Origin of the sequence: Pararhodobacter zhoushanensis (assembly GCF_025949695.1) — a bacterium.
GTDB classification, from domain to species: Bacteria; Pseudomonadota; Alphaproteobacteria; order Rhodobacterales; family Rhodobacteraceae; genus Pararhodobacter; species Pararhodobacter zhoushanensis_A.
The window spans coordinates 4,402,058-4,423,864 of record NZ_JAPDFL010000001.1; the positions used below are offsets into that span (position 1 = coordinate 4,402,058).

Annotated in this window: 24 protein-coding genes; 6 read left to right on the forward strand and 18 right to left on the reverse strand. The window is 65.2% G+C overall.

Annotated features, from left to right (window positions below; genetic code table 11):
- Positions 1–55: 55 nt before the first annotated feature.
- Entirely contained in the window at positions 56–1,003 is a 948-nt protein-coding gene (locus OKW52_RS22010) for a LysR substrate-binding domain-containing protein (RefSeq protein ID WP_264507594.1), read from the reverse strand.
- A 142-nt stretch (positions 1,004–1,145) separates the two neighbouring features.
- Between OKW52_RS22010 and panC the strand changes: the two genes are divergently transcribed.
- Positions 1,146–2,102, forward strand: a complete 957-nt coding sequence (gene panC / locus OKW52_RS22015; protein ID WP_264507595.1) for a pantoate--beta-alanine ligase — start codon at positions 1,146–1,148, stop codon at positions 2,100–2,102.
- A 192-nt stretch (positions 2,103–2,294) separates the two neighbouring features.
- On the opposite strand, the gene OKW52_RS22020 is transcribed toward panC, so the two are convergent.
- The 9 genes from OKW52_RS22020 to ccoN all read right to left on the reverse strand — a co-directional run bounded on the left by OKW52_RS22020 (position 2,295) and on the right by ccoN (position 10,937).
- Positions 2,295–2,897, reverse strand: coding sequence for a superoxide dismutase (locus OKW52_RS22020; protein WP_264507596.1), 603 nt, complete (start codon positions 2,895–2,897; stop codon positions 2,295–2,297).
- A 91-nt stretch (positions 2,898–2,988) separates the two neighbouring features.
- Positions 2,989–3,147, reverse strand: a complete 159-nt coding sequence (gene ccoS, locus OKW52_RS22025; protein ID WP_127107183.1) for a cbb3-type cytochrome oxidase assembly protein CcoS — start codon at positions 3,145–3,147, stop codon at positions 2,989–2,991.
- Between the two features lie 10 nt (positions 3,148–3,157).
- Positions 3,158–5,362 (reverse strand): heavy metal translocating P-type ATPase, encoded by a 2,205-nt coding sequence (locus OKW52_RS22030; protein WP_264507597.1) that lies wholly within the window; start codon positions 5,360–5,362, stop codon positions 3,158–3,160.
- Between the two features lie 10 nt (positions 5,363–5,372).
- Entirely contained in the window at positions 5,373–5,840 is a 468-nt protein-coding gene (locus OKW52_RS22035) for a FixH family protein (protein ID WP_264507598.1), read from the reverse strand.
- Positions 5,840–7,267: a cytochrome c oxidase accessory protein CcoG gene (gene ccoG, locus OKW52_RS22040; RefSeq protein WP_264507599.1), complete on the reverse strand. Its 1,428-nt coding sequence runs from the start codon at positions 7,265–7,267 to the stop codon at positions 5,840–5,842. Before ccoG ends, OKW52_RS22035 begins: the two co-directional genes overlap by 1 nt.
- Before the next feature lie 237 nt (positions 7,268–7,504).
- The gene (gene ccoP / locus OKW52_RS22045; RefSeq protein WP_264507600.1) at positions 7,505–8,380 is read right to left on the reverse strand and encodes a cytochrome-c oxidase, cbb3-type subunit III; all 876 of its coding nucleotides are present in this window, start codon (positions 8,378–8,380) and stop codon (positions 7,505–7,507) included.
- Positions 8,380–8,592 (reverse strand): cbb3-type cytochrome c oxidase subunit 3, encoded by a 213-nt coding sequence (locus OKW52_RS22050; protein WP_264507601.1) that lies wholly within the window; start codon positions 8,590–8,592, stop codon positions 8,380–8,382. Before OKW52_RS22050 ends, ccoP begins: the two co-directional genes overlap by 1 nt.
- Positions 8,593–8,603: 11 nt before the next feature.
- Positions 8,604–9,329 carry a cytochrome-c oxidase, cbb3-type subunit II gene (gene ccoO, locus OKW52_RS22055; protein WP_264507602.1) on the reverse strand — a complete coding sequence of 242 codons (726 nt, stop codon included), beginning with the start codon at positions 9,327–9,329 and terminating at the stop codon, positions 8,604–8,606.
- 12 nt (positions 9,330–9,341) lie between these two features.
- Positions 9,342–10,937 carry a cytochrome-c oxidase, cbb3-type subunit I gene (gene ccoN, locus OKW52_RS22060; RefSeq protein ID WP_264507603.1) on the reverse strand — a complete coding sequence of 532 codons (1,596 nt, stop codon included), beginning with the start codon at positions 10,935–10,937 and terminating at the stop codon, positions 9,342–9,344.
- A gap of 235 nt (positions 10,938–11,172) precedes the next feature.
- Between ccoN and OKW52_RS22065 the strand changes: the two genes are divergently transcribed.
- Positions 11,173–12,012 (forward strand): universal stress protein, encoded by an 840-nt coding sequence (locus tag OKW52_RS22065; protein WP_264507604.1) that lies wholly within the window; start codon positions 11,173–11,175, stop codon positions 12,010–12,012.
- A gap of 41 nt (positions 12,013–12,053) precedes the next feature.
- On the opposite strand, the gene OKW52_RS22070 is transcribed toward OKW52_RS22065, so the two are convergent.
- Positions 12,054–12,494, reverse strand: coding sequence for a GNAT family N-acetyltransferase (locus OKW52_RS22070; RefSeq protein WP_264507605.1), 441 nt, complete (start codon positions 12,492–12,494; stop codon positions 12,054–12,056).
- Positions 12,495–12,752: 258 nt separating this feature from the next.
- Between OKW52_RS22070 and OKW52_RS22075 the strand changes: the two genes are divergently transcribed.
- Complete coding sequence (locus tag OKW52_RS22075; protein ID WP_264507606.1) at positions 12,753–13,289, forward strand: DUF2087 domain-containing protein; 537 nt, start codon at positions 12,753–12,755, stop codon at positions 13,287–13,289.
- On the opposite strand, the gene OKW52_RS22080 is transcribed toward OKW52_RS22075, so the two are convergent.
- Positions 13,281–13,781, reverse strand: a complete 501-nt coding sequence (locus tag OKW52_RS22080; protein ID WP_264507607.1) for an AAA family ATPase — start codon at positions 13,779–13,781, stop codon at positions 13,281–13,283. The two genes, OKW52_RS22075 and OKW52_RS22080, sit on opposite strands and share 9 nt — an antisense overlap.
- A 221-nt stretch (positions 13,782–14,002) precedes the next feature.
- On the opposite strand from OKW52_RS22080, the gene OKW52_RS22085 reads away from it, so the two are divergent.
- Complete coding sequence (locus OKW52_RS22085; protein ID WP_264507608.1) at positions 14,003–15,967, forward strand: bifunctional 2',3'-cyclic-nucleotide 2'-phosphodiesterase/3'-nucleotidase; 1,965 nt, start codon at positions 14,003–14,005, stop codon at positions 15,965–15,967.
- An 80-nt stretch (positions 15,968–16,047) separates the two neighbouring features.
- Here the strand turns inward: OKW52_RS22085 and OKW52_RS22090 are convergent, their stop codons facing one another.
- Positions 16,048–16,545, reverse strand: coding sequence for a hypothetical protein (locus tag OKW52_RS22090; protein ID WP_264507759.1), 498 nt, complete (start codon positions 16,543–16,545; stop codon positions 16,048–16,050).
- A gap of 118 nt (positions 16,546–16,663) precedes the next feature.
- Between OKW52_RS22090 and OKW52_RS22095 the strand changes: the two genes are divergently transcribed.
- A complete protein-coding gene (locus OKW52_RS22095) occupies positions 16,664–16,999 on the forward strand; it encodes a TfoX/Sxy family protein (protein WP_264507609.1) in 336 nt (111 codons plus the stop codon).
- On the opposite strand, the gene OKW52_RS22100 is transcribed toward OKW52_RS22095, so the two are convergent.
- The 3 genes from OKW52_RS22100 to fnrL all read right to left on the reverse strand — a co-directional run bounded on the left by OKW52_RS22100 (position 16,996) and on the right by fnrL (position 18,666).
- Complete coding sequence (locus OKW52_RS22100; protein ID WP_264507610.1) at positions 16,996–17,154, reverse strand: hypothetical protein; 159 nt, start codon at positions 17,152–17,154, stop codon at positions 16,996–16,998. The genes OKW52_RS22095 and OKW52_RS22100 overlap by 4 nt on opposite strands.
- A 135-nt stretch (positions 17,155–17,289) precedes the next feature.
- Positions 17,290–17,799 carry a hypothetical protein gene (locus OKW52_RS22105; RefSeq protein WP_264507611.1) on the reverse strand — a complete coding sequence of 170 codons (510 nt, stop codon included), beginning with the start codon at positions 17,797–17,799 and terminating at the stop codon, positions 17,290–17,292.
- 111 nt (positions 17,800–17,910) lie between these two features.
- Positions 17,911–18,666, reverse strand: a complete 756-nt coding sequence (fnrL, locus tag OKW52_RS22110) for a transcriptional regulator FnrL (protein ID WP_264507612.1) — start codon at positions 18,664–18,666, stop codon at positions 17,911–17,913.
- A gap of 50 nt (positions 18,667–18,716) precedes the next feature.
- On the opposite strand from fnrL, the gene hemN reads away from it, so the two are divergent.
- On the forward strand, positions 18,717–20,072 hold the full coding sequence (hemN, locus tag OKW52_RS22115; RefSeq protein ID WP_264507613.1) for an oxygen-independent coproporphyrinogen III oxidase: 1,356 nt from the start codon (positions 18,717–18,719) through the stop codon (positions 20,070–20,072).
- 36 nt (positions 20,073–20,108) lie between these two features.
- On the opposite strand, the gene OKW52_RS22120 is transcribed toward hemN, so the two are convergent.
- Entirely contained in the window at positions 20,109–20,936 is an 828-nt protein-coding gene (locus tag OKW52_RS22120) for an META domain-containing protein (protein WP_264507614.1), read from the reverse strand.
- 221 nt (positions 20,937–21,157) lie between these two features.
- On the reverse strand, positions 21,158–21,807 hold a 650-nt coding region (locus OKW52_RS22125; RefSeq protein ID WP_264507615.1), incomplete at its 5' end, for a gamma-glutamyl-gamma-aminobutyrate hydrolase family protein.

A 21,807-nucleotide genomic window follows, 5' to 3' on the forward strand; every position in this document is an offset into this window, starting at 1 on the left:
TGTTATGGTTATGGGGAAAATTCGGCCGGGAATATTGAATTATGCGGCGAGAACCTTAACCATTCGGCATGGTTTTACGCTCTGCCGCCGCCTGATCCAGACAGCGCAGGAACAGCGCGAGGGTGTTGTTGGTCTCGGCCCCGCGGGCGTGCCAGAAGCTGCGCGCCTCGGACAAAAGGCCATCGGTTTCCAGCGGCAGCACGACGATATCGCCGCGCGCGACATGGGTCTGGGCAAGGCTCTTGGGGAACAGACCCAGCACCGGCATGTCCCGCATCAACGCCAGATTGAGCGGCAGCGAAACCGAGGCGATGGTGTTGGTCGGCAGCGGCAGGCCAAGCTGGGCGAAATACGCCTCGACCGCATTGCGCGCGACGGAGGTGCTTTGCGGCAAGAGCCAGGGCCAGTCGGTGACATCGGCCCATTGGAGGGAGTCGCGCAGGCCCAGCGGGTGATCGCGCCCGGCGACGACCACCACGGCGTCGCGCATCAACACGCTTTGGCGCACACCGGGCAGTTCCTGCGGTTGCCAGGTGCGGGCGATCAGCAGGTCGATCTGCCCGGCTTCGAACTGCGGATAAAGGGCGGTGAAATGCCCCTCGGTGATGGTCACGCTGGCGGTCGGCGCGCCGCGTTTGAACAGCGTCAGCGCGGCGGGCAACAGGATCGGCGCAACCGAACTGACGACACCGATACTGACCGATCCGGTGATGCCGGTCGCCATGGCCTCGATGTCAAAGGCGGCGCGGTCAAGCTGGCTGAGCACCTGCTGCGCATGCACGGCAAGGCGCGCGCCGATGGGGGTGAGGAACAGCCGGTTGCGTTCACGCGTGACCAGCGGCGTGCCGACGAGGCGCTCCAGCTCGGCGATCTGCTTGGAGATCGCGGGCTGCGAGAGGTTCAGCGCCTCGGCCACCCGCGCCACCAGTTTGAGATCGGCCAGCGTGGCGATGACCCGCAAATGGCGCAGGGTCAGCAGCTTGCTCAGATCGGCGGTCAGCATGGGCGCGGTTTCCTTGGACGGGGCGCGGCCATTGTGCACCGCGCCGCGGCCGCGAACAATCGTGCGCCTGCGCCGCCGCCCCATGCGGCTTGCCGGTCGTGGCGAGGGACGCTAGGGATCGCGCTCAGCCTTGGGGGGTGCGATGCAGCTCATCACGACAAAATCCGCGATGCGCGACACCGCGCGCAGCTGGCGCGCGGCGGGCGAGGCGGTTGCGCTGGTGCCGACTTCAAGCTTTGTGCATGACGGGCACAAGGCGCTGGTCGCGCGGGCCAAGAGCGAGGGGGCCCGGGTTGTCGTGTCGATCTTTGCCAGCCCCACGCCCTTTGGTCTGACCGATGACGTCGCCACGCGGTCGCGCGTGCCGGAATGGGATGAGGCAATGTTGCAGTCGGCCGGGGTGGACGCGGTCTTCGTACCCTCGGTTGACGAGATGGTCGGGCCAGACGCGCAAACCATCGTGGAAACGACCGAGCTGGCAAAGACATTGATCGGCAAGTTCAGGCCGGTGCATTTCCGCAGCGTGGCGACGGCGTTTGCCAAGCTGTGCAACATCGTGCAGCCGGATATGGCCTGCTTTGGCGAGAAGGATTATCAGCAGCTCTGTGTGATCCGCCAGATGGTGCGCGATCTGGATATGCCGGTGCGGGTGCTGAGCGTCCCGACCGTGCGTGACGCCGACGGGCTGGCCCTGTCCACCCGCAATGCGCGCCTGACGCCTGGGGAGCGGAGCGCCGCGCTGGCGCTGTCACGCGCCCTGTTCGAGGCCGAAGAGATGGCGAAAACCGGCATCACGGCGTCCCGGCTGCGGGCCTGGGTCGCGGCGACACTTCAGGCAGACCCACGGGCCGAGCTGCAATCCGCCGACATCCGCGACGCCGAAACGCTGGCAACCATCGCCGGGCCGCTGACCGCGCCGGCGGTGCTGCTGCTGGCGGTGCGGTTCGGGGCGGTGCTGCTGCTGGATCAGCGGGTGGTCCAGCCTGAGGACGCGCAGATCGGGGGGCTGCTCGCCCCCCGACCCCCTCGCCCGGGGAGGGGGCACGCCCCTCCCCGGGACCCCTCCTGTGGATACTTAGAGACAGAAAATGCAGCTTAACGGCGCGTTAACCGTTCTTTGCTCTTCAAATATCCTCAGGGGGTGAGGCCGTCAGGCCGAGGGGGGCAGACGCCCCCCTGCGCGCGGCACGCGCGCCGCAACGAGGGGGCTCGATGCCCCCGAGTTGCGGGGTTCCAGACGCAAAAGGGGGGCGCGCGGCCCCCCTTTTCCTGTCTCGTATCGGCGCGGGGTTCAGCCCAGACGCGCGGCGACGTTTTCCCAGTTGACCAGCTTGTCGAGGAAGTTGGTCAGGTAGGCCGGGCGCTTGTTGCGGAAGTCGATGTAGTAGGAATGCTCCCACACGTCGCAGCCCAAGAGCGCGGTCTGGCCAAAGCACAGCGGGTTCACGCCGTTTTCGGTTTTGGTGACCTTCAGCCCGCCGTCGGTGTCTTTCACCAGCCAGGCCCAGCCCGAGCCGAATTGACCGGCGCCAGCCGCCGAGAAATCTTCCTTGAACTTGTCGACCGAGCCGAAGCTGTCAACGATCGCCTTTTCCAGCGAACCGGGCATGGCATTGCCGCCGGGGCCCATCATTTCCCAGAACTGGGTGTGGTTCCAGTGCTGCGAGGCGTTGTTGAAGATGCCGTTCTGCGCCACGGCGCCCGACTGGTAGGTGCCCTTGACGATCTCTTCGACCGACTTGCCTTCCCACTCGGTGCCGGCAATCAGCTTGTTGCCGTTGTCGACATAGGCCTTGTGGTGGATGTCGTGGTGGAATTCCAGCGTTTCCTTGGACATGCCGAGCGAGGCCAGAGCATCGTGGGCATAGGGAAGATCGGGAAGGGTGAAGGACATCGCGGTACCTCTTTCGTTTGGTTGCGTTGGGGGTAATAAGTGCCTCACGCACCAAAAGGTCAAGTGCAACCGGCCCGCGATCTGGGTTCCATCACGGTTTAGGGTGGTCGTCGTAGTCGCCGCGCAGGATGCGCTGGCTGTCGCCTTCGGGGTCATCGTATTGCCCGCGCCGCAGGGTCCACCAGAAGGCCAGCAGCCCTGCAATCCCCAAAAGCAGCGAAACCGGAATCAGGATCGCCAGAATATCCATGCCTTGATCCTTATTTGAGCCGCAGGGCGTTCAGCGCGACGGTAATCGACGACACCGACATGGCCAGCGCCGCAATCAGCGGCGACGCCAGACCGACCAGCGCAATCGGCACCGCGATCAGGTTATAGCCAAACGAGATCGCGAAATTTTCCCGGATCCGCCGCACCGCGCGTACGGCGGTGCGTTGCGCATGGGGCAGCGGGGCAAGCGAGGTGCCGAGCAGCACGATGTCAGACGCCACCCGCGCGGCATCCAGCGCCGTCGCCGGAGAGATCGACACATGCGCGGCGGTCAGCGCCACCGTGTCGTTCAGCCCGTCGCCGATCATCAGCACCTTGTGCCCCTTGGCCTGCAGCGCCTCGATGGTGGCGGATTTGTCCTGCGGCAGGGCTTCGGCCTGCCAGTCCTCGATGCCCAGCCGTTCGGCCATGGCGCGCACCGCACCCGGCACGTCGCCCGAGATCAGCATGACCCGTTTGCCCTGCGCCTTGAAGGCGGTCACGGCCTCTTGCGCGCCGTCGCGCAAGCGGTCGGTAAAGGCGATGGCGTGCACCGGTTCGGCACCGATGGCGAGGTAGGTGCCGGTGGTCTCAAGGCTGTCGGCCCCGACCCAGGCCGCGCGGCCAAGGCGCACGCGGGTGCCTTGCCACAGCGCCTGCACACCGTGGCCGGGGACTTCGGCGATGTCGTCAAGCAGGGCGGGGACCACGCCACGGGCCTTTGCCGCCTGCGCCAGAGACTGGGCGAGCGGGTGGGACGACGCAGCGCCCAGCGCCGCGCCGATTTCCAGCGCGTGGGGGCTGAGGGTGTCGAGGTTGACCGGTTCCGGCGTGCCCAGCGTCAGGGTGCCGGTCTTGTCGAAGACCACGGTGTCGACCTCGGCCAGACGTTCCAGTGCCGAGCCATCCTTGATCAGCAGCCCGGCCCGGAACAGTCTGCCCGAGGCGGCGGTGACCACGGCGGGCACGGCCAGACCCAGCGCGCAGGGACAGGTGATGATCAGCGTCGCAGCGGCGATGTTAAGCGCCAGGCGCACGTCGCCGCCGGTGATCCACATCCACGCAAGAAAGGCGCCAAAGGCGAGCAGATGGACCGAGGGCGAATAGAGCCGCGCGGCGCGTTCGGCCAGCGTGGTGTATTTGTTGCGGGCGTTTTCGGCCACGGCGACCAGATCGGCCATGCGGTGCAGCGAGCTGTCCTTGCCCGCCGCCGTAACGCGCAGTGTCAGCGGGCCGGTGAGGTTCACCGCCCCGGCGCTGACCACCAGATCGGGGCTGGCGAAGACCGGGAGCGTTTCGCCGGTGAGCAGCGAGCGGTCGAGTTCCGAGGTGCCCGCGGTGATCACGCCATCGACCGGGATGCGGCCACCGGGGCGCACCAGCACCAGATCGCCGACGGTAAGGGCCGAGACGGCAACGGTCTCTTCTGCCCCGCCCGTGACGCGGAGGGCGCGCGGCACCTCGAGCGCGGCGAGCTCCTGCGCGGCAGACCGGGCGACGGCGCGGGTGCGGAAGTCGAGGTAGCGGCCCGCGAGCAGGAAGAAGGTCAGCATCACGGCGGCGTCGAAATAGGCGTGGTGGCCGCCGTTCAGCGTCTCATAGAGCGACATGGCCGTTGCCAGCACGATGGCCAGCGAGATCGGGAAATCCATGTCCAGCCGCCCGGCTTTCACCCCGGCCCAGGCCTTGCGAAAGAACGGCTGGGCAGAGAAGGCGACGGTGGGCACCGCGATCAGGGCGGAAATCAGGTGGAACAGATCGCGCGTGGCGTCGGTGGCACCGGACCAGACGGCGACGGACAAGAGCATGATATTCATCATGCTGAACCCCGCGACGCCAAGCCGCATCAACAGGTCGCGGCCCTGCTTGTCGGTTTCGGTCATGCTGAGCTGGCCGGGGTCCAGTTCATACGCCGGGTAGCCGATCTTGCCCAGCCGTTCGGCCACCGCAGCGGCGGTGATGCCCGGCTCACCCTCGACCGAAACGCGGCGCAGGGTCAGGTTGAGCCGCGCGCTTTTGACGCCCGGCATTTTCTCAAGATCCCGCTCGATGTTGGTGATGCACAGCGCGCAATGGGCGTCCGGCACCGACAGCATGATCCGCGCCGAGGCCGCCGCAGCCGCCGCCTGAGCGCGATCCAGCGCCGAGGGCATGGCGACACAGGCCGGACAGGCGGACATCGGGGCGGGCCCCTGCCCGTATGACGAATCGGTCATGGCGCGGTCCTCATGGGTTGTGGATCACGCCGACACGGTAGTCGTATTGCGTGCCGTCGGCGGATTCGGCGTTGATGCGCAGATCCCAGTTGCCGTAGTCCACATCAACGGGGGCGGTATAGGCCGCGCCGTTGAAGGCGAGATCGGGGATGGTATCCTCGCGCTCGGTCGTGGGGCGGCCCAGAATGGCGGTGATCGCGGCCACCGGCGCGGGATCGCCCGAGGCCGTGATGATGCGCACGGTCAGCTGGCCGCCGGTCATGTCGGCCTCGGTCGTCCAGCCCAGCGCCTGTTGCGCGCGCATCCGGTCGTTGAAGCCTTGGCTGGCGACGTAGGAATTCGCCACCTCAAGCCCCGGAAAGGTGCCGACGGCGAAATAGGCCATGACCAGATTGACGCCGATGATCACCGAAAACGCCGACACGGTGATCGCCAGAACCTTGCGCCCGGTCAGTTCACGCCCTGCAGTATCGGCCATTATTCGCCCCTTCCGTTGAAGACTGTGTCGCCATAGATGCGGTCTGTCTCGCCGGTAACCGAGACCCAGAGCCGCACGGGCGAGGTTGCGGCCACGGCGGCAGGCGTACCCGCCGCTGCGGTCAGATAGACGCGCTGGTTGAGCTGCTCATCCGGTCCCACGGTGACCAGTTGGCCCTGCACCCCTTCGATCGTCAAGCTGATCGAGGCGTCATTGGCCACGGTCAGATAGAACTGGCGGGGTTCCGCGTACATGTTGCGCAGGCGGATGTCATAGGCGTTGCGGACCGAGCCATTGGCCAACACCACATGCGTGGGGTTGCGGACCGGCGCGATGGACATGTCGATATCGGTGCGCAGGAACAGCGCGACCAGCAGCGCCAGCCCGACCCCGGCCCAGAGGACGGTGTAGACCACGGTGCGCGGGCGGAAGACGTGTTTCCAGATGCTTTTCGGTGCCGAGCCGGCGCGTTCGCGGGTTTCATCGGTCAGCGCCATGTAGCCGATCAGCTCGCGCGGCTTGCCGATGCGGTCCATCACGTCGTTGCAGGCGTCAATGCACAGGCCACAGGTGATGCAGGCGAGTTGCTGGCCGTCGCGGATGTCGATGCCCATCGGGCAGACGTTGACGCAGGCCATGCAGTCGATGCAGTCGCCTTGCCGGGTGTCCTCGACGCCCTTGTGGTGCTTGCCGCGCGGCTCTCCGCGCCAGTCGCGGTAGCTGATGGTGAGCGTGTCTTCGTCCATCATCGCGGCCTGAATGCGCGGCCAGGGGCAGCCATAGATGCAGACCTGCTCGCGGAAGAACCCGCCGAACAGGAAGGTCGTCGCGGTCAGGAAGGCGATGGTGCCATAGGCGACCGGGTGGGCGCTGAAACTGGCCAGATCGTGCAGCAGGGTCGGCGCGTCGGTGAAATAGAACACCCAGGCCCCGCCCGTCGCCAGACCGATCAGCAGCCACAGCAGCCATTTGGTCAGGTTCTTGCGGATCTTTTCCGCGTTCCAGGGCTGGCGGTGCAGGCGCAGACGGGCGTTGCGGTCGCCCTCGACCCAGCGTTCCACCAGAATATACAGGTCGGTCCAGACGGTCTGCGGGCAGGCATAGCCGCACCAGACCCGGCCCAGCGCCGAGGTGAACAGGAACAGCCCGATACCCGCCATGATCAGCAGGCCTGCGACAAAATAGAACTCGTGCGGCCAGATCTCGACCATGAAGAAAAAGAACCGCCGACTGCCCAGATCGACCAGCACGGCCTGATCGGGCATCGCAGGGCCACGGTCCCACCGGATCCACGGCGTGATGTAGTAGATCCCCAGCATCAGCCCCATCAGCCACCACTTGAGCGTCCGGAAGTTGCCTTTGACGCGGCGCGGGAAGATCGGCTCGCGCTTGGCGTACAGCTGCTCTGGCTCTTCGGTGGTACTCACGGACTCGCTCCATTTCTTGGCTTGGGGCTGCTTCGCACAGGGGGGCGACCAGAGCCTTGACCTGAATCAAAAATCAGACTTCGTGAGACAGATTAAATGTGGCAAAGGCGCACACCGGAGGGACGACCGGGTGCGCCTTTGCTCACGTCAAAGCTGCACCGGCCCCGTGAAACGCGCGAACAGGATCGGGTCCGGTGCAGCCGCCGGGCCCTGCGTACAGGGCCCGGGTTCGTCAGGTTACTGGCCACCGCCCAGCTGGTGGACATAGGCCCCCACAGCACGGATCTGCGCCGGGTTAAGACGGTTGGTGAAGCCCGGCATGATGCCGAAATGGGCGTTGTTCACCGACGCACGGATGTCGGCCTCGGACCCGCCATAGAGCCAGATCGCGTTGTTCAGTGCCGGGGCACCGACAAACGTATCACCCGAGCCGTCAGCGCCGTGGCACGACGCGCAGTTGAGGTCGAAAACATCCACCCCCGCCGTTGCCAAGGCAGCGTCATGCGCCTGACCCGAGATGGCCAGAACATGGTTGACGACCTGGTCGATCTCGTCCGGCGTCAGCAACTCGTCGCGGCCAAAGGACGGCATTTCCGAGTACCGCGCATCGGGGAAGTCGGTATTGCGGATACCATAGGTCACGGTGGTCACGATGTCGTCCATCGTGCCGCCCCACATCCACTCGTCATCGAGCAGGTTGGGAAAGCCCGAACCGGCGCGCAGGCCATCGGCACCGGCGCCGTGGCATTGCGAGCACTGGGCGCGGAAGACGGCGGCCCCGGCGTTGACCGCGAAGCGCTCAAGTTCGGGATCGGCGGCAATCGCGTCCAGATCGGTCGACATCAGCCGGTCATACCAGACCTGATTGGCGGCGTCGGCATCGGCGATCTCGACCTCGACATCGGCGCGCGACGAGTAGCCCAGCACGCCCGACGTTGCCCCGCTTACCATCGGCCATGCCGGGTAGAGCACCCAGTAGACCACGGACCACAGGATGCACAGATAGAAGACCCAGAGCCACCAGCGCGGCAGCGGGTTGTCGAATTCCTCGATCCCGTCCCACGAATGCCCCGTCGTCTTGGGGTCGTTGCTTTTCTTCTTTGGCGTGGCCATCAGCGTGCCCCCTGGCTCTGGCGGGCCGAAGGAGAGCGATCTCCGTCGTCCGCCGGTCTGTCATCATTGCGGAAGATGCTGGCAGCGACTTCCTGCTGCACCTTGCGGCTGCCGGGCCGCCAGGCCCAGGCAATGATCCCGACGAAGAAGAGCGCCATGAACAGCAGATACCAGCTGTCCGCGAAGCTCCGAAGAAGAGTGTAGGTTTCCATGTCTCTCCCCCTTACCGGCTGTCGTCGCGCACGAAGGTGTCGAAATCCACCAGCGTGCCGATCATCTGCATGTACGAAATCAACGCATCCATCTCGGTCAGCTGAGGCTGTCCATCGAAGTTCCGCGTCTGTGCATCGTGATAGCGTTCCAGCAGGCCCGACGTATCGGCCTCGGGGTCTGCCTGCGCGAGGAAGTCCTCACGCGCGGTCGCGATCATTTCTTCGGTGTAGGGCACACCGACGATGCGGTAGGTGCTCATCAGATCGGCGATGTGTTCGCCGTTGATCGGACGATCGAGCAGGAACGCATAGGGCGGCATGATCGATTCCGGCACCACGTCACGCGGGTTGCGCATGTGGGCGACGTGCCATTCGTCCGAATAGCGCCCGCCCAACCGGGCCAGATCCGGCCCGGTCCGCTTGGAGCCCCACTGGAACGGGTGGTCGTACATCGACTCGGCCGCCAGCGAGTAGTGGCCGTACCGCTCGACCTCGTCGCGCATCGGGCGCACCATCTGGCTGTGGCAGACATAGCAGCCCTCGCGCACATAGATCTCGCGACCGGCGAGTTCCAGCGGTGCGTAGGGGCGCATGCCCTCGACCTCTTCGATCGTGTTCTGCAGGTAGAACAGAGGCACGATCTGCACGAGGCCGCCAATGGTCACCACCAAAAAGCTGAGGACCAGCAAGAGGGTGGCGTGCTTCTCGATTTTCTTGTGATGATCTAGAATACCCATTTCATCCTCCGCTTATTCAGCGGCAACCGCAGCGGTGGCAGGCTTCGCTTCGCCCACCTTCCGCACGGTCATCCACAGGTTGTAGCACATGATCAAGGCACCGGTCAGGAACATCAGGCCGCCCGTTCCGCGCACCACGTTCATCGGGAACTTGGCCGCAACGGTGTCCGCGAACGAGTTCACCAGGAAGCCTTGCGCATCGACTTCGCGCCACATCAGGCCTTCCATGATGCCGGTCACCCACATCGACGCCGCGTACAGAACGATGCCGATCGTGGCGAGCCAGAAGTGCCAGCTGACGAGGCTCAGCGAATAGAGCCGCTCACGCTTCCACAGTTTGGGCACCAGATAGTAGAGCGCCCCGAAGGTGATCATCCCGTTCCAGCCCAGCGCGCCCGAGTGGACGTGACCGATGGTCCAGTCCGTATAGTGCGACAGCGAGTTGACCGCGCGGATCGACATCATCGGGCCTTCGAAGGTGGCCATGCCGTAAAAGCCCACGGCGACGACCATCATGCGGATCACCGGGTCGGTGCGCAGTTTGTCCCACGCGCCCGACAGGGTCATCAGGCCGTTGATCATCCCGCCCCAGGACGGCATCCACAGCATGATCGAGAAGGTCATACCCAGCGTCTGCGCCCAGTCAGGCAGGGCGGTATAGTGCAAATGGTGCGGACCGGCCCAGATATACAGGAAGATCAGCGCCCAGAAGTGGATGATCGACAGCTTGTAGCTGTAGACCGGACGCTCGGCCTGTTTGGGGATGAAGTAATACATCATGCCCAGAAAACCGGCCGTCAGGAAGAAGCCCACGGCGTTGTGGCCGTACCACCATTGCACCATTGCCGACTGCACGCCCGACCAGACCGGGATCGACCGCGAGCCCAGGAAAGACACCGGGATCTGCAGGTTGTTGACGATGTGCAGCATGGCCACGGTGACGATGAACGACAGGTAGAACCAGTTCGCCACATAGATATGCGGCTCGCGGCGCTTGATCAGCGTGCCCATGAAGATCAGCAGATACGCCACCCAGACGACGGTCAGCCACAGGTCGGTCAGCCATTCCGGCTCGGCGTATTCCTGACCTTGGGTCGAGCCCAGCACATAGCCGGTCGCCGCCATCAGGATGAACACCTGATAGCCCCAGAACACGAACCACGCGAGGTTGCCGCCAAACAGCCGCGCCGCCGTCGTGCGTTGAACCACGTAGAAGGACGAGGCGATCAGCGCGTTGCCGCCAAAGGCGAAGATCACCGCCGAGGTGTGCAGCGGGCGCAGGCGGCCAAAGTTGCCAAAGCCCTCAAGCAGCGCAAGGTTCAGTTCGGGAAAGGCCAGCTGGAAGGCGATCACGACGCCGACCAGAAACCCGACGATCCCCCAGAAGCAGGTTGCGATGACGCCATAGCGAATGACGCCGTCCATATATTCTTTTTCGTTGTGTACCGTCTCTCCCATGTGGCGAATTTGCCACAGGAAAGCCGCTACCGCCGCCAGCATGAAGATCATCATGTGGACGAGGTAGGCGAGGTCACGCGCGTAACTTGCAGCGATCGCGGCGAGCACCGCGACAGCGGCAAGCACGATCAGCTTGACGTAATCCCACATTGTTTGCGTCCCTTCGTTCGATTTTTTAGCGTTTCCCCCGTCTCCAGACAGAGTCGGGGCCTGTTACGCCTTCGTCCTTATTTCGGCTCCGGGACCGCCAGACCTTGATTCAAGTCAAGTGACCCCAAATGTTATGCCTGCACGGACTTGATAGAGATCAATGCAGTCCGGCAAAGCGCGGCGGATCATCGCAGGACATCATGATCTGCCAGCAGCTGGCAGAAGGAGGACGTCCATGGACTATAAATCGATTCTCAGTTTTCTCTCGAGCGCCTCTGAGCTTGACACAACCTTGCCGGATGCGATCCAGTTTTCACTGTCCCATGACGCGCATCTGACGGCCTGCATGCTGGGTGTCGATCTGACGCCCGCGGGCGGGTTTTACATGGGCGCATCGCCGGTCCTGCTGCAGGAAACGCTGGAACGGGCACAGACCGAGGCCGAGGCCCTGGAAGCGCGCGGGCGACGCCAGCTTGAAGGCCAGTCCCTGCGCTGGAGCGTTGATTCAGCGATCGCGCAGTTTGGCGGGCTGCCGATGCTGGTCGGCCAGCGCGCCCGCTTCGCCGATCTGGTGATCCAGTCGCGACCTTATGGCGCAGACGTGACCCCGGCGCAGGAAGCGGTCATCGAGGCGGCGCTGTTTGAGGGCCGCGCCCCCGTTCTGGTGTTGCCGCACAAAGGGCTCAAACCCGATTTCGGCAAGCGGGTGATGATCGCCTGGGACCAGTCGCACGAGGCTTTGTCCGCCGTGCGCCGCGCGATGCCGCTGCTCAAGGCTGCGGACGAGGTGATGGTGGTGATCGTCGATCCGCCCGCGCACAGCACCGAACGCTCGGACCCGGGCGGCTTGCTGACGCAGATGCTGGCGCGCCACGGCGTGCGGGCCGAGGTGGCCGTGCTGGCCAAGACCTTGCCGCGCATTTCCGACGTGCTGCTGCGCCACATGGAAGACAGCGACGCATCGTTGATGGTGATGGGGGCTTACGGTCGCTCGCGCCTGCGCGAGGCGATTCTGGGCGGGCCGACGCGCGACGTGCTGGAGCACGCCGAGCGGGCGGTGTTGCTGGCCCACTGACGCCTTGAGCGCCCCGGTCTTTGTGCCGGGGCGTTTGCGTTTCAGCGCTGGTACTTGATGAACGCCGTCTTGCGCGCCACGCGGTCATAAAGCTGGCGCGCGGTGGCGTTGCTGTCTTCGGTCAGCCAGAAGACCTGCGCGGCATCGTGGCGGTCGGCATCGGCGTAAAGCGCCTCGATCAGCGCGCGCCCGACGCCGTGGCCGCGCGCCGCCGTGGAAGCGAAGAGATCCTGCAGAAAGCAGCGCGGCGTCCAGTCCGAGGTGGACGGGGTGAAATAGTAATGCGCGAAGCCGACCACCTTGCCGTCGAGTTCGGCGGCATAGGCAAAGGGCTCGCCCGCGCCTGACAGCAGCAATCCCCACAGACGTTCGGTCGTGCGGTCCTCGACCGTGCGACGGTAGAAGTCGTTGTAGCCCTGCCACAGCCCGATCCAGTCGGTGTGATCGCTGGCGACAAACCGGCGGATGATGACGGCGCTCATGGGGGCCTCCCTTTGGCTTTGGCGGTGCGGACCGGCACGCTACCGCGCAGGCCGCGCGCTGTCTGCCCCCCATGCATCTGGCTTGCCGCTGCGGGGCGCTTGCGCTAGAATCGCGGGATGGTCGGCAGTTCCCAAGGCGTCGCTGTCCCGCAAGGGAAGCTAAACCTGCCCTATCGCGATGATCCGACACACCCCATGCTGTGCCGCGCGTCGTAAGTCAGCGACCACGACCTTGCCCGCGGCCCTCATGAGGATGCCATGTCGCGCGATCTGATTCCGCTGACCACCCCCGATGTTTCCGCCTTTGCCCGCCAGCTGTCGCGGCAACTGGATGCCAGCGGCCCTGCCCCGTCGCATCTGGCGATGCTCAACATGCTCGCCCGTTCGGCCGGGTTTCGCAATCACCAGCACCTGCGCGCGGCGCATGCCGCCGAAGCGCGGCTGAGTGCCCCGGCCGAGCCCAGCGCCGACTTCCGGCAGGTCGAGCGGGCGCTGGCCTGTTTCGACGGAGCCGGCCAGCTGATCCGCTGGCCTGCGTGGCGGCAGCTGCAGATCCTGTGCCTGTGGGCGCTGTGGTCCCGCCTGCCGCGCGATCTGCCGCTGGACGAGGCGGCGATCAACCGGCTGCTGGACGGCTGGCACAGCTTCGGCGACCGGGCGCTTTTGCGCCGCGACATGATCGGGCTGGGGCTGATGCAGCGCGCGGCAGGCGGGCGCGATTACCGGCGGGTCGAGCAGCGGCCCAGTGTCGAGGCGCGGGCGTTGATCCGGCAGGTCACGGCACGCTTAGCCTAGCGCCTGCGCGATCCGGGTCACCGCATCGCTGATCGACGTGCGGGCGGTGTCGATCTGCAGATCGGCATCGCACCATGGCAGGTAGTCGCGCGCCAGCACCTCGGGCCAGCTGGGAACGCGGAACCCGGGCAGATCCGAGATGCGGGATTGCACGCGGCGGCGGTGTTCCACCGGATCCGAGCAGATCAGCTCTACTCCCAGATGCCGCGCGCCCGCCTGCGCGGCGGCGGTCAGGAAGACGTCGCGCGTCACCGGCCACGGGTTCACGCAATCGCTGATGACGCTCAGCCCCAGCCCAAGGTTGGAGACGGCGATGGCCCCGGCGATCAGATAGCTTTCGCCCTGCCCTTCCCGCGCCGGATCAACCTGCCAGATCGCCGCGTCAATCGCGTCGATGCGCAGCAACACCGCCCCCATGCGGCGGGTAAGCGCCTGCGCAATGCTGGTTTTCCCGGTGCCGGGCAAACCGGCGAGGGCAATCAAGGTCGGCACGGGTGGTGTCCTTGCAGTGGCTCCGCCATTCGGTTGCCGTTACGTCCCCAGTCCTGCTGTCATGGCACAGTTACGTAAGCGCGCGATGAATCGCGCGACTCAGGCGGCCCTTTGCCGGTCACAAATTGAACCATCGGTCAAATTTCTTGCTGGAATCCTGATGCCGGTTCACGATGCCTCATTCGCCGCCAGAGCGACTCACTCACAGGGAGCCTCCCACCATGACCCGCTTGTCGCGCCGCGCGTTCCTCGCGTCCTCGACCGCAGCCACCAGCCTTGTGCTGCTGCACCCGTTTTCCGCCCGCGCTGCCGCTGGCCAGGCGCATCTGCGCATCCTGACCACGACCGACCTGCATTGCCACGCGCAGGCCTATGATTATTACGCCGACCGCCCTGTCGATACGCTGGGTCTGGCGCGCACCGCCTCGATCATCGAGGAAATCCGCGCCGAGGCGACCAACACGCTGATGGTCGACAATGGCGACTATTTCCAGGGCAACCCGATGGGCGACTGGATGGCCTATGAGCACGGCATGAATGACGGGGATATCCACCCGATCATCGCCGCGATGAACACGCTGGGCTATGATTGCGGCACGCTGGGGAACCACGAGTTCAACTATGGCGTCGCGTTCATGGACCGCGTGAACGCAGGGGCGAATTTCCCGGTGGTCAGCGCGAACTTTGCCAGCAGCCTGGGCGAGACCCCGCTGGACGACGCGCTGCACCTGCCGCCCTATGTCATTCTGGACAAGATGCTGACCGATGGCGACGGCACCGAAATGCCGATCAAGATCGGGATCATCGGCTTCCTGCCGCCGCAGATCCTGCAATGGGACCGCTCGCATCTGGAAGGCCAGTATAACGTGCGCGGTATCGTCGAGGCCGCCACCGCCTGGGTGCCGCAGATGAAGGCGGAAGGCGCCGACATCATCGTGGCACTCTCGCATTCGGGCATCGCCACCGGCTATGAGCCGATGATGGAGAACGCCTCGCTCTATCTGGCCGAGGTCGAGGGCATTGATGCCATCGTCACCGGGCACCAGCATCTTGTGTTCCCCGGCAGCAACCACGAAGGCGACGGCATCGACGCCGAAGCGGGTACGCTGATGGGCAAGCCCGCCGTCATGGCCGGGTTCTGGGGCTCGCATCTGGGTCTGATCGACCTGATGCTGGTGCGCGACGGCGACAGCTGGCGCGTGGACTCTGCGCAAAGCTCGACGCGCCCGATCTCGCAGCGCAACGAGGATCGCTCGATTTCTGCGCTGGTCGGGGATTACGCGCCGGTGGTGGATGCCACGGCGGATGCGCATGCTTCGACGCTGGAATACGTGCGGGCAGAGGTCGGCCAGACCTCGGTGCCGCTGTATTCGTATTTCGCGCTGGTGGCGGATGATCCGTCGGTTCAGGTCGTGAGCGATGCGCAGACCTGGTACGTGACCGAGATCCTGAAGGGCACCGAGCACGAAGGCCTGCCGGTTCTGAGCGCCGCCGCCCCGTTCAAGGCCGGTGGCCGTGGCGGTGCGGAATACTACACCGACGTGCCCGTTGGTCCGGTGGCGATCAAGAACGTGGCCGATCTGTACCTGTACCCCAACACGCTGATGGCGGTGCGCATCACCGGCGCGCAGGTGCGCGAATGGCTGGAACGCTCGGCGGGGATGTTCAACCAGATCGAACCCGGCGTGGCCGATCAAGTGCTGCTGAACCCGGCCTTCCCGTCGTACAACTTCGACGTGATCGACGGCGTGACCTATCAGATCGATCTGAGCCAGCCGTCGCGCTATGACAACGACGGCGCGGTGGTCGCGCCTGACGCGCACCGCATCGTCAACCTGCAGTTCAACGGCGCGCCGATTGATGACGCAGCCGAGTTCATCGTCGCGTCCAACAACTACCGCGCGGGCGGCGGCGGGCATTTCCCGGGGGCGGATGGCTCGACCATCATCTTCCGCGCGCCCGATACCAACCGCGACATCATCGTGCGCTATATCATCGACAACGGCACCATCGCGCCGGCGGCGGATGGCAACTGGGGCTTTGCCCCGGTCGAGGGTGCGACGGTTCTGTTCGAGACCGGCCCGGCAGCGGCAACCTATGTCGATGAAATCCGCGCGCGCGGTGTGCAGATGGAAGCGGCAGGCGACGGCGAAAACGGCTTCGCGCTGTATCGCATCACGCTGTAAGCAAATGTGGGCCGCTTGCGGCCCGACGGTGAGCAACGCGAACGCGGGTCTGTTGGCCCGCGTTTTGCGGTGAACGGCTGTCAGGCGTCCATATCAAGGAAGCGTGCATCAAGCTCTTCCGAACCGGGCAAATCGCCGGGAATGTCGATCCCGCGCTCGGTCATCGTCGCTGCGATTGTCGCCACAGCATCGACGGCATAGCCCGCGCTCGACCGATCGCCGGCGTCGAGGGCATTCACCGCATTCTGTGTCCAGGTTGCGTAGAGCGAGGCGACCATTGCGTCGTCGTACCCGGCCAGTTCTTCCAGCCAGCCAGCATAGGTGGACTCGTCGACCGCCAGGAGTTCGCGCAGCGCAGCCGCCACCGACCCATCGCCGGTCCCCAATGTCCCCAAGGCAGCAACCGAAGCGTTGCTCAACGAGTCGCTGATGCTGGTGCCCAGCGACCCCGTGCCTGTGCTCACCGCCGCGACCGAGGCAATGCCCAGGCCTACGACAGCAGCGGTCAGAACGACCCAGTCCACAGTCACCGCGCCGTCTTCATCGTGAAGCCAACGTTTCAGGGCGTACGCTTTCATTTTGGCCTCCAATAAACTGTTTTCATGGTTAACGTGGTCAGAAATAACGGCTGAATTGCGGCGCAATGCGGCGCTTTGATGTGGCGCTCTCTGCGTGCCCCAGACTTTGAGGTCCAAAATGGCCTATGACGAAACCTTCGCCGAGATGCTGCGCGCCGATCTGGAGCTCACGCCCGGTCTGACCGAAAAGCGCATGTTCGGCGGGTTGGTGTTCCTGCGCGAGGGCAACATGCTGTTCGTTCTGCGCGGCAAGGGCGGGGCAATGGCGCGGGTCGGCGCCGATCAGACCGAGGCGGCCCTGACCATCGACGGTGTCACCCCGACGCAGATGCGCGGGCGCGCGATGACGGGTTTTGTCACGCTGGACGACGACGTGCTGGACGACGACATCCGCCGCGCGCAGCTGATCGCCATGGCGCAGCGGTTCGTGGCCAGCCTGCCGCCCAAGGCCTAGCAGCTGACGCCGCCTGCCCCACCGGTCGAAAAGGCGCTGCGTTCAGGGCTGGCGGATTCGCGCGCGGCCTGCCGGTCAGAGCCGTAGAGATAGGCGCCGGGCTTGGCACGCTCATGCGGATAGCTGGCGCGGGCGCGTTGTTGGGAAGTGCTCATGGTCTCTCCTCCGTGAGTCGCGCGTGTAGCCACCCCATGCAGCCCGTCGTGCGATCCCAGAAAGATGCCCCACAAGCGTGGCAACGCTGCGGGGCAATCAGGGAAAAACCGTGATAAATCTGGGCGTTTTCGCGGTCAGGACCGGTGCAGAACCGCCGCCAGACTGGCCATGGGGCGCGGCAGGCCGCGGCGGTCGATCTCACGCTCGGCCAGATAGAGTGCGTCCATCAGGAAGGCGCCCATGACGTCGCCTGCGCCGGTCAGGCTGGCCTGCGTGGTGCGCGCGTATTCCAGCAGATCCGCATCGCTGAACTGGGCGATGCCGTGGCGGAAGCGGTCATACTGGCTTTGATCATAGGTGTGCAGCGCGTCAGGCATCACGGCATCGCCGTCACCAAACACAAGGGACGACCATTGGGTGAGGGACGAAAGGGCCGCGCCGTCATTGAACGAAGGGGCAAACTGCACACCAGCGGCGACCGCTGTCAGACCCAGTGCCACCAGCGCCGGCATCGTGGCCCGGCGCGCGATATCGCGCACGCGGGTCAGCCACGGCGCGGGCTGCGGCGCGTCGGCGGGCCTGTCACGCAGCACGACCGTCGAGGTGGTCACCAGCGTCTCGTAATCTTCATCCCAATTGAACATTGTCCTGGTCTCTGCTCGACTGCCTGTGTCTCAACAGGTTGCGCGGCGAAGCGTGACCAAAATGCGGCTTCCAGACGGCGGTTTTCGGGTCAAAGGCCCGTTAACGTTGATTCAAACGAGGAATCCGCCGTCGCTGTCGTCACCGGCCTCTTCCAGCAGGCGTTCGAAATCGGGGATGGTGATGTGGCGCTTGCCCTCGATCACGATGATTCCGTCCTTGCGCAGGGCCGAAATCTGGCGGCTGACGGTCTCAAGCGTGAGGCCCAGATACTCCGACATCGCCTCGCGGGTCAGCGGCAGATCGACCACGACGCTGCCGCCGCTGTCGGCCATTTTCAGCGAGGCATCGCGCCGCGCGATGATCGCGATCAGGCTGGCGATCTTTTCACGCGCGGTCTTGCGACCCAAGAGCAGCATCCATTCGCGCGCCGCGTCCAGTTCGTCCAGCGTCATTTCCAGCAGGCGCTGACCGACATGGGGGGTCGAGACCATCATCTCTTCAAACGGCTTCTTGCGAAAGCAGCACATGACCAGATCGGTGGTCGCCACGACGTCATACGCGGCGGTGTCGCGGCCCGGACGGCCGACGAAATCCGAGGGCAACAGCAGCCCGACCATCTGGCGGCGGCCGTCTTCCATCGTCTGGGTCAGCGTGGCGATGCCGGTCACGACCGAGCCGACAAAATCCATCCGGTCACCCGACCAGACAATGGTCTGCCCCGCCTCGAAACTGCGGTAATATTTCGTCTCTTCGAGGCTGGCCAATTCATCGTCGTCACAGCGCGCACAAACAGCGCGGTGACGAATAGGACAATCACCACACTGAATATGGGTTAACTTTACAGGCGTGGCGGCGGTTTTTGACATTGTTTGATCTAGGTCAAGGCTCAAAGACGTTCAATTGGCAACGTAAGCCAATGGAAACAGAATCGCAACTCGCCCGATTGGGGCTCTTTGACGCGCGCGTGCCGCGTTACACCAGCTATCCGACGGCCCCGCAATTCACGGATACCGTGGGATCTTTGCAGTTTCGTCAATGGGTTGGCGCGATCAAGCCGGGCAGCCGGGTGTCTTTGTATCTGCATGTGCCCTTCTGCCGCAGGTTGTGCTGGTTTTGCGCCTGTCGCACGCAGGGCACCAGCAGTGAGGCGCCGGTCATTGCCTATGTGGAAACGCTGAAGGCCGAATTGCAGCACCTCAAGGCGCTTTTGCCGCAGGGCGTTACGCTGTCCCGGCTGCATTGGGGCGGCGGCACGCCGACGCTGATGCCCGCCGCGCAGATGCGCGCGCTGGCGGCAGCAGTGTTTGACGCGGTGCCTTTGGGCAAGGACGCCGAATTCTCGGTCGAGATTGACCCCAACGAGATTGACGCCGAACGGCTGGACGCGCTGGCCGAGGCGGGGATGAACCGCGCCTCGATCGGGGTGCAGGATTTCGACCCTGAGATCCAGCAGATCATCGGCCGCGACCAGAGCTATGAGACGACCCGCGACGCGGTCGAGATGATCCGCGCGCGCGGCGTCACCAGTCTGAACGCCGATATCCTGTTCGGTCTGCCCTATCAGACGCGCGCCCGGCTGTCGGATTCGGTGCAAAAGCTTCTGTCGCTGTCGCCCGACCGGGTGGCGCTGTACGGCTACGCGCATGTGCCGTGGATGGCGCGGCGGCAGCAGATGATCCCGTCGGACAGCCTGCCCCGCCCCGAAGAACGGCTGGCGCTGTTCGAGGCGGCGCAGGAGCTGTTCACCTGGGACGGCTATGACGAGATCGGCATCGACCATTTCGCGCGGCCCAGTGACGGGCTGGCAGTGGCGGCGAAAAACGGCACGCTGCGGCGGAATTTTCAAGGCTATACGGACGATACATCCGAGGTGCTGATCGGGCTTGGTGCCTCGTCGATCTCGAAGTTTCCGCAGGGCTATGCGCAGATGAACCCGGCGACCTCGGGTTGGACAAAGGCGGTGCGGGCCGGTGAGTTCGCCGTCACGCGGGGCCATGCGTTCAAGGGTGAAGACCGGCTGCGCGCGCGGATCATCGAGGCGCTGATGTGCGATTTCGCGGTGTCGTCGGCGGCGCTGGTGCGCGATTTTGGCACTGACGCTGTGGCGCTGCAGGCGCTGTTCGCGCCGGTGGCCGAGGCCTTCGCACCCTTCGTGGTGCTGGACCGCAACGGTCTGTCGATCCCGCCTGCCGGGCGGGCGCTGACCCGGATGATCGCCACGCGGTTTGACCAGTATGCGATGGCGAAGACCGGGCATTCCTCGGCGATCTGACGGCATAAGGGGGCCGCTCGGGCCCCCTTAGCGCTTTCATCGCCGGCGCAGGCTGGCCAGCAGCGTGCCATTGGCGTCGCGCATGTCCAGCCGACCGCTGCCCTGCAGCATCACGAAACGGCGGACCTCTTGCAGGGACTGGTAGAACAGGTTTTCGACCTGCCGCACGTCACCGCCGCAAGCGCGCCGGGTGGTGATGATGTTGCGCACGACGATGGTGTCATCATGGCCGCCGATACGGGCGTCGAACTGGTTGCAGCTGCTGTTGCCCTCGACCGCGCCGAGGCGGGCGATGTTCATATAGGCACCGGCGATGGCCTGCGGGTCCAGTGCGACCGGGCGGCCGTTCCGGTACAGCGTCTCAAGCTGCCAGCCGCCGACATAATCCTGCGGCGCGGCGGGGCGGACAGGGAGGAAGGGGCGGGTCTGACCCACGGGTTGCAGCAGATAGGTCTGCCCCATGCCGCGCGTGCCCCATACCGCCGCCAGTCGCGGGTTGGCCGGATCAGCGCCGACATACATCCCGTTCTGCACCGAGCGCAGCGCGAAGCCGGGGCCGTTGGGGATCAGCTCGAACGTTTCCCAGCTGCGGATATGCGGCGAGGCGATGGCGAGTTCGGTCTGTGCGCCCACCCCGGCGCGCAGGAACAGCCCACTTTGCGGATCGCGGAAGGCGACGCGGTTGCCCTCGAGCTGGACCATATCCAGCGTCATGGCCGTGCCCCCGTGCAGCGACAACCGGCCCGAGGGGTCGATGCCGACGCGGGTGGCGGGCTGGACGGCCTGCATCGAGACCAGTTCGGCCGCAGCGGGAGACGCGAGGGTGAGCACAAGCGCGGCAGCGCGCAGGAAGGGACGAAGCATGGGAACTCTCCTGTTGCGGGGTCAAAGCCCGAGCGCGGGCGCGGTGGCGGGAAGCAGGGCGAAGAACGCGCCGAGCAGACCGGCGATGAGAACGAGAAGCTTGTCCATAGTGACCCTCTGATGGCTGGCCCTTCGCGGGCGTTCAAAGGTCAGTCGCGCCAGCAAAAGCCCCGGTTCAATCAAGAACCGGGGCTTTTGCAAAAAACCGCAAAACGGCGGTGTCAGGCGTTGACGCTGGCCCAGGCGCGCAGGGCCTCGCCAAAGGCGGCGAAGAGCGGGCGGGACACGGGATCACCGGCGGCGTTGTATTCGGGGTGCCACTGCACCGACAGGGTGAAGCCGGGCGCATCCTTGACATAGAGCGCCTCGGGCGTGCCATCGGGGGCATAGCCGTCGATGACGATGCGCGCGCCGGGCGTCTTGATCCCCTGCCCGTGAAGCGTGTTGGTCATCACCTCGGTCGCGCCGAGCAGTTTGTGGAACGGCCCGCCCTCGGTCAGCGTCACGATGTGGCGCAGGGCGAATTTCGCCTCAAGCGTGCCATCGGGGGGCATGCGGTGGTTCATGCGGCCCGGCAGATCGCGGATCTCAGGGTAAAGCGAGCCGCCCATGGCCACGTTGACCTCCTGAAAACCACGGCAGACGCCAAAGAACGGCTGCCCGCGCTCGACGCAGGCGCGCACCAGCGGCAGGGTGATCGCATCCCGGCAGCGGTCAAAGGTGCCGTGCGCGGGGGTTTCGGCCTCGCCGTATTCCTCGGGGTGGACGTTGGGCCGACCGCCGGTCAGCAGGAAACCGTCGCAGGTTTCGAGCAGTTCGGCGACCGAGACAAAGCGCGGATCGGCCGGGATCAGCATCGGGATCGCCTCGG

Coding starts and splice junctions, on each gene's coding strand:
- OKW52_RS22010 (WP_264507594.1), bottom strand. CDS start 1,003: ATGCTGACCGCCGATCTGAGCAAGCTGCTGACCCTGCGCCATTTGCGG.
- panC (WP_264507595.1), top strand. CDS start 1,146: ATGCAGCTCATCACGACAAAATCCGCGATGCGCGACACCGCGCGCAGC.
- OKW52_RS22020 (WP_264507596.1), bottom strand. CDS start 2,897: ATGTCCTTCACCCTTCCCGATCTTCCCTATGCCCACGATGCTCTGGCC.
- ccoS (WP_127107183.1), bottom strand. CDS start 3,147: ATGGATATTCTGGCGATCCTGATTCCGGTTTCGCTGCTTTTGGGGATT.
- OKW52_RS22030 (WP_264507597.1), bottom strand. CDS start 5,362: ATGACCGATTCGTCATACGGGCAGGGGCCCGCCCCGATGTCCGCCTGT.
- OKW52_RS22035 (WP_264507598.1), bottom strand. CDS start 5,840: ATGGCCGATACTGCAGGGCGTGAACTGACCGGGCGCAAGGTTCTGGCG.
- ccoP (WP_264507600.1), bottom strand. CDS start 8,380: ATGGCCACGCCAAAGAAGAAAAGCAACGACCCCAAGACGACGGGGCAT.
- OKW52_RS22050 (WP_264507601.1), bottom strand. CDS start 8,592: ATGGAAACCTACACTCTTCTTCGGAGCTTCGCGGACAGCTGGTATCTG.
- ccoO (WP_264507602.1), bottom strand. CDS start 9,329: ATGGGTATTCTAGATCATCACAAGAAAATCGAGAAGCACGCCACCCTC.
- ccoN (WP_264507603.1), bottom strand. CDS start 10,937: ATGTGGGATTACGTCAAGCTGATCGTGCTTGCCGCTGTCGCGGTGCTC.
- OKW52_RS22065 (WP_264507604.1), top strand. CDS start 11,173: ATGGACTATAAATCGATTCTCAGTTTTCTCTCGAGCGCCTCTGAGCTT.
- OKW52_RS22070 (WP_264507605.1), bottom strand. CDS start 12,494: ATGAGCGCCGTCATCATCCGCCGGTTTGTCGCCAGCGATCACACCGAC.
- OKW52_RS22075 (WP_264507606.1), top strand. CDS start 12,753: ATGTCGCGCGATCTGATTCCGCTGACCACCCCCGATGTTTCCGCCTTT.
- OKW52_RS22085 (WP_264507608.1), top strand. CDS start 14,003: ATGACCCGCTTGTCGCGCCGCGCGTTCCTCGCGTCCTCGACCGCAGCC.
- OKW52_RS22090 (WP_264507759.1), bottom strand. CDS start 16,545: ATGAAAGCGTACGCCCTGAAACGTTGGCTTCACGATGAAGACGGCGCG.
- OKW52_RS22095 (WP_264507609.1), top strand. CDS start 16,664: ATGGCCTATGACGAAACCTTCGCCGAGATGCTGCGCGCCGATCTGGAG.
- OKW52_RS22100 (WP_264507610.1), bottom strand. CDS start 17,154: ATGAGCACTTCCCAACAACGCGCCCGCGCCAGCTATCCGCATGAGCGT.
- OKW52_RS22105 (WP_264507611.1), bottom strand. CDS start 17,799: ATGTTCAATTGGGATGAAGATTACGAGACGCTGGTGACCACCTCGACG.
- fnrL (WP_264507612.1), bottom strand. CDS start 18,666: ATGTCAAAAACCGCCGCCACGCCTGTAAAGTTAACCCATATTCAGTGT.
- hemN (WP_264507613.1), top strand. CDS start 18,717: ATGGAAACAGAATCGCAACTCGCCCGATTGGGGCTCTTTGACGCGCGC.
- OKW52_RS22120 (WP_264507614.1), bottom strand. CDS start 20,936: ATGCTTCGTCCCTTCCTGCGCGCTGCCGCGCTTGTGCTCACCCTCGCG.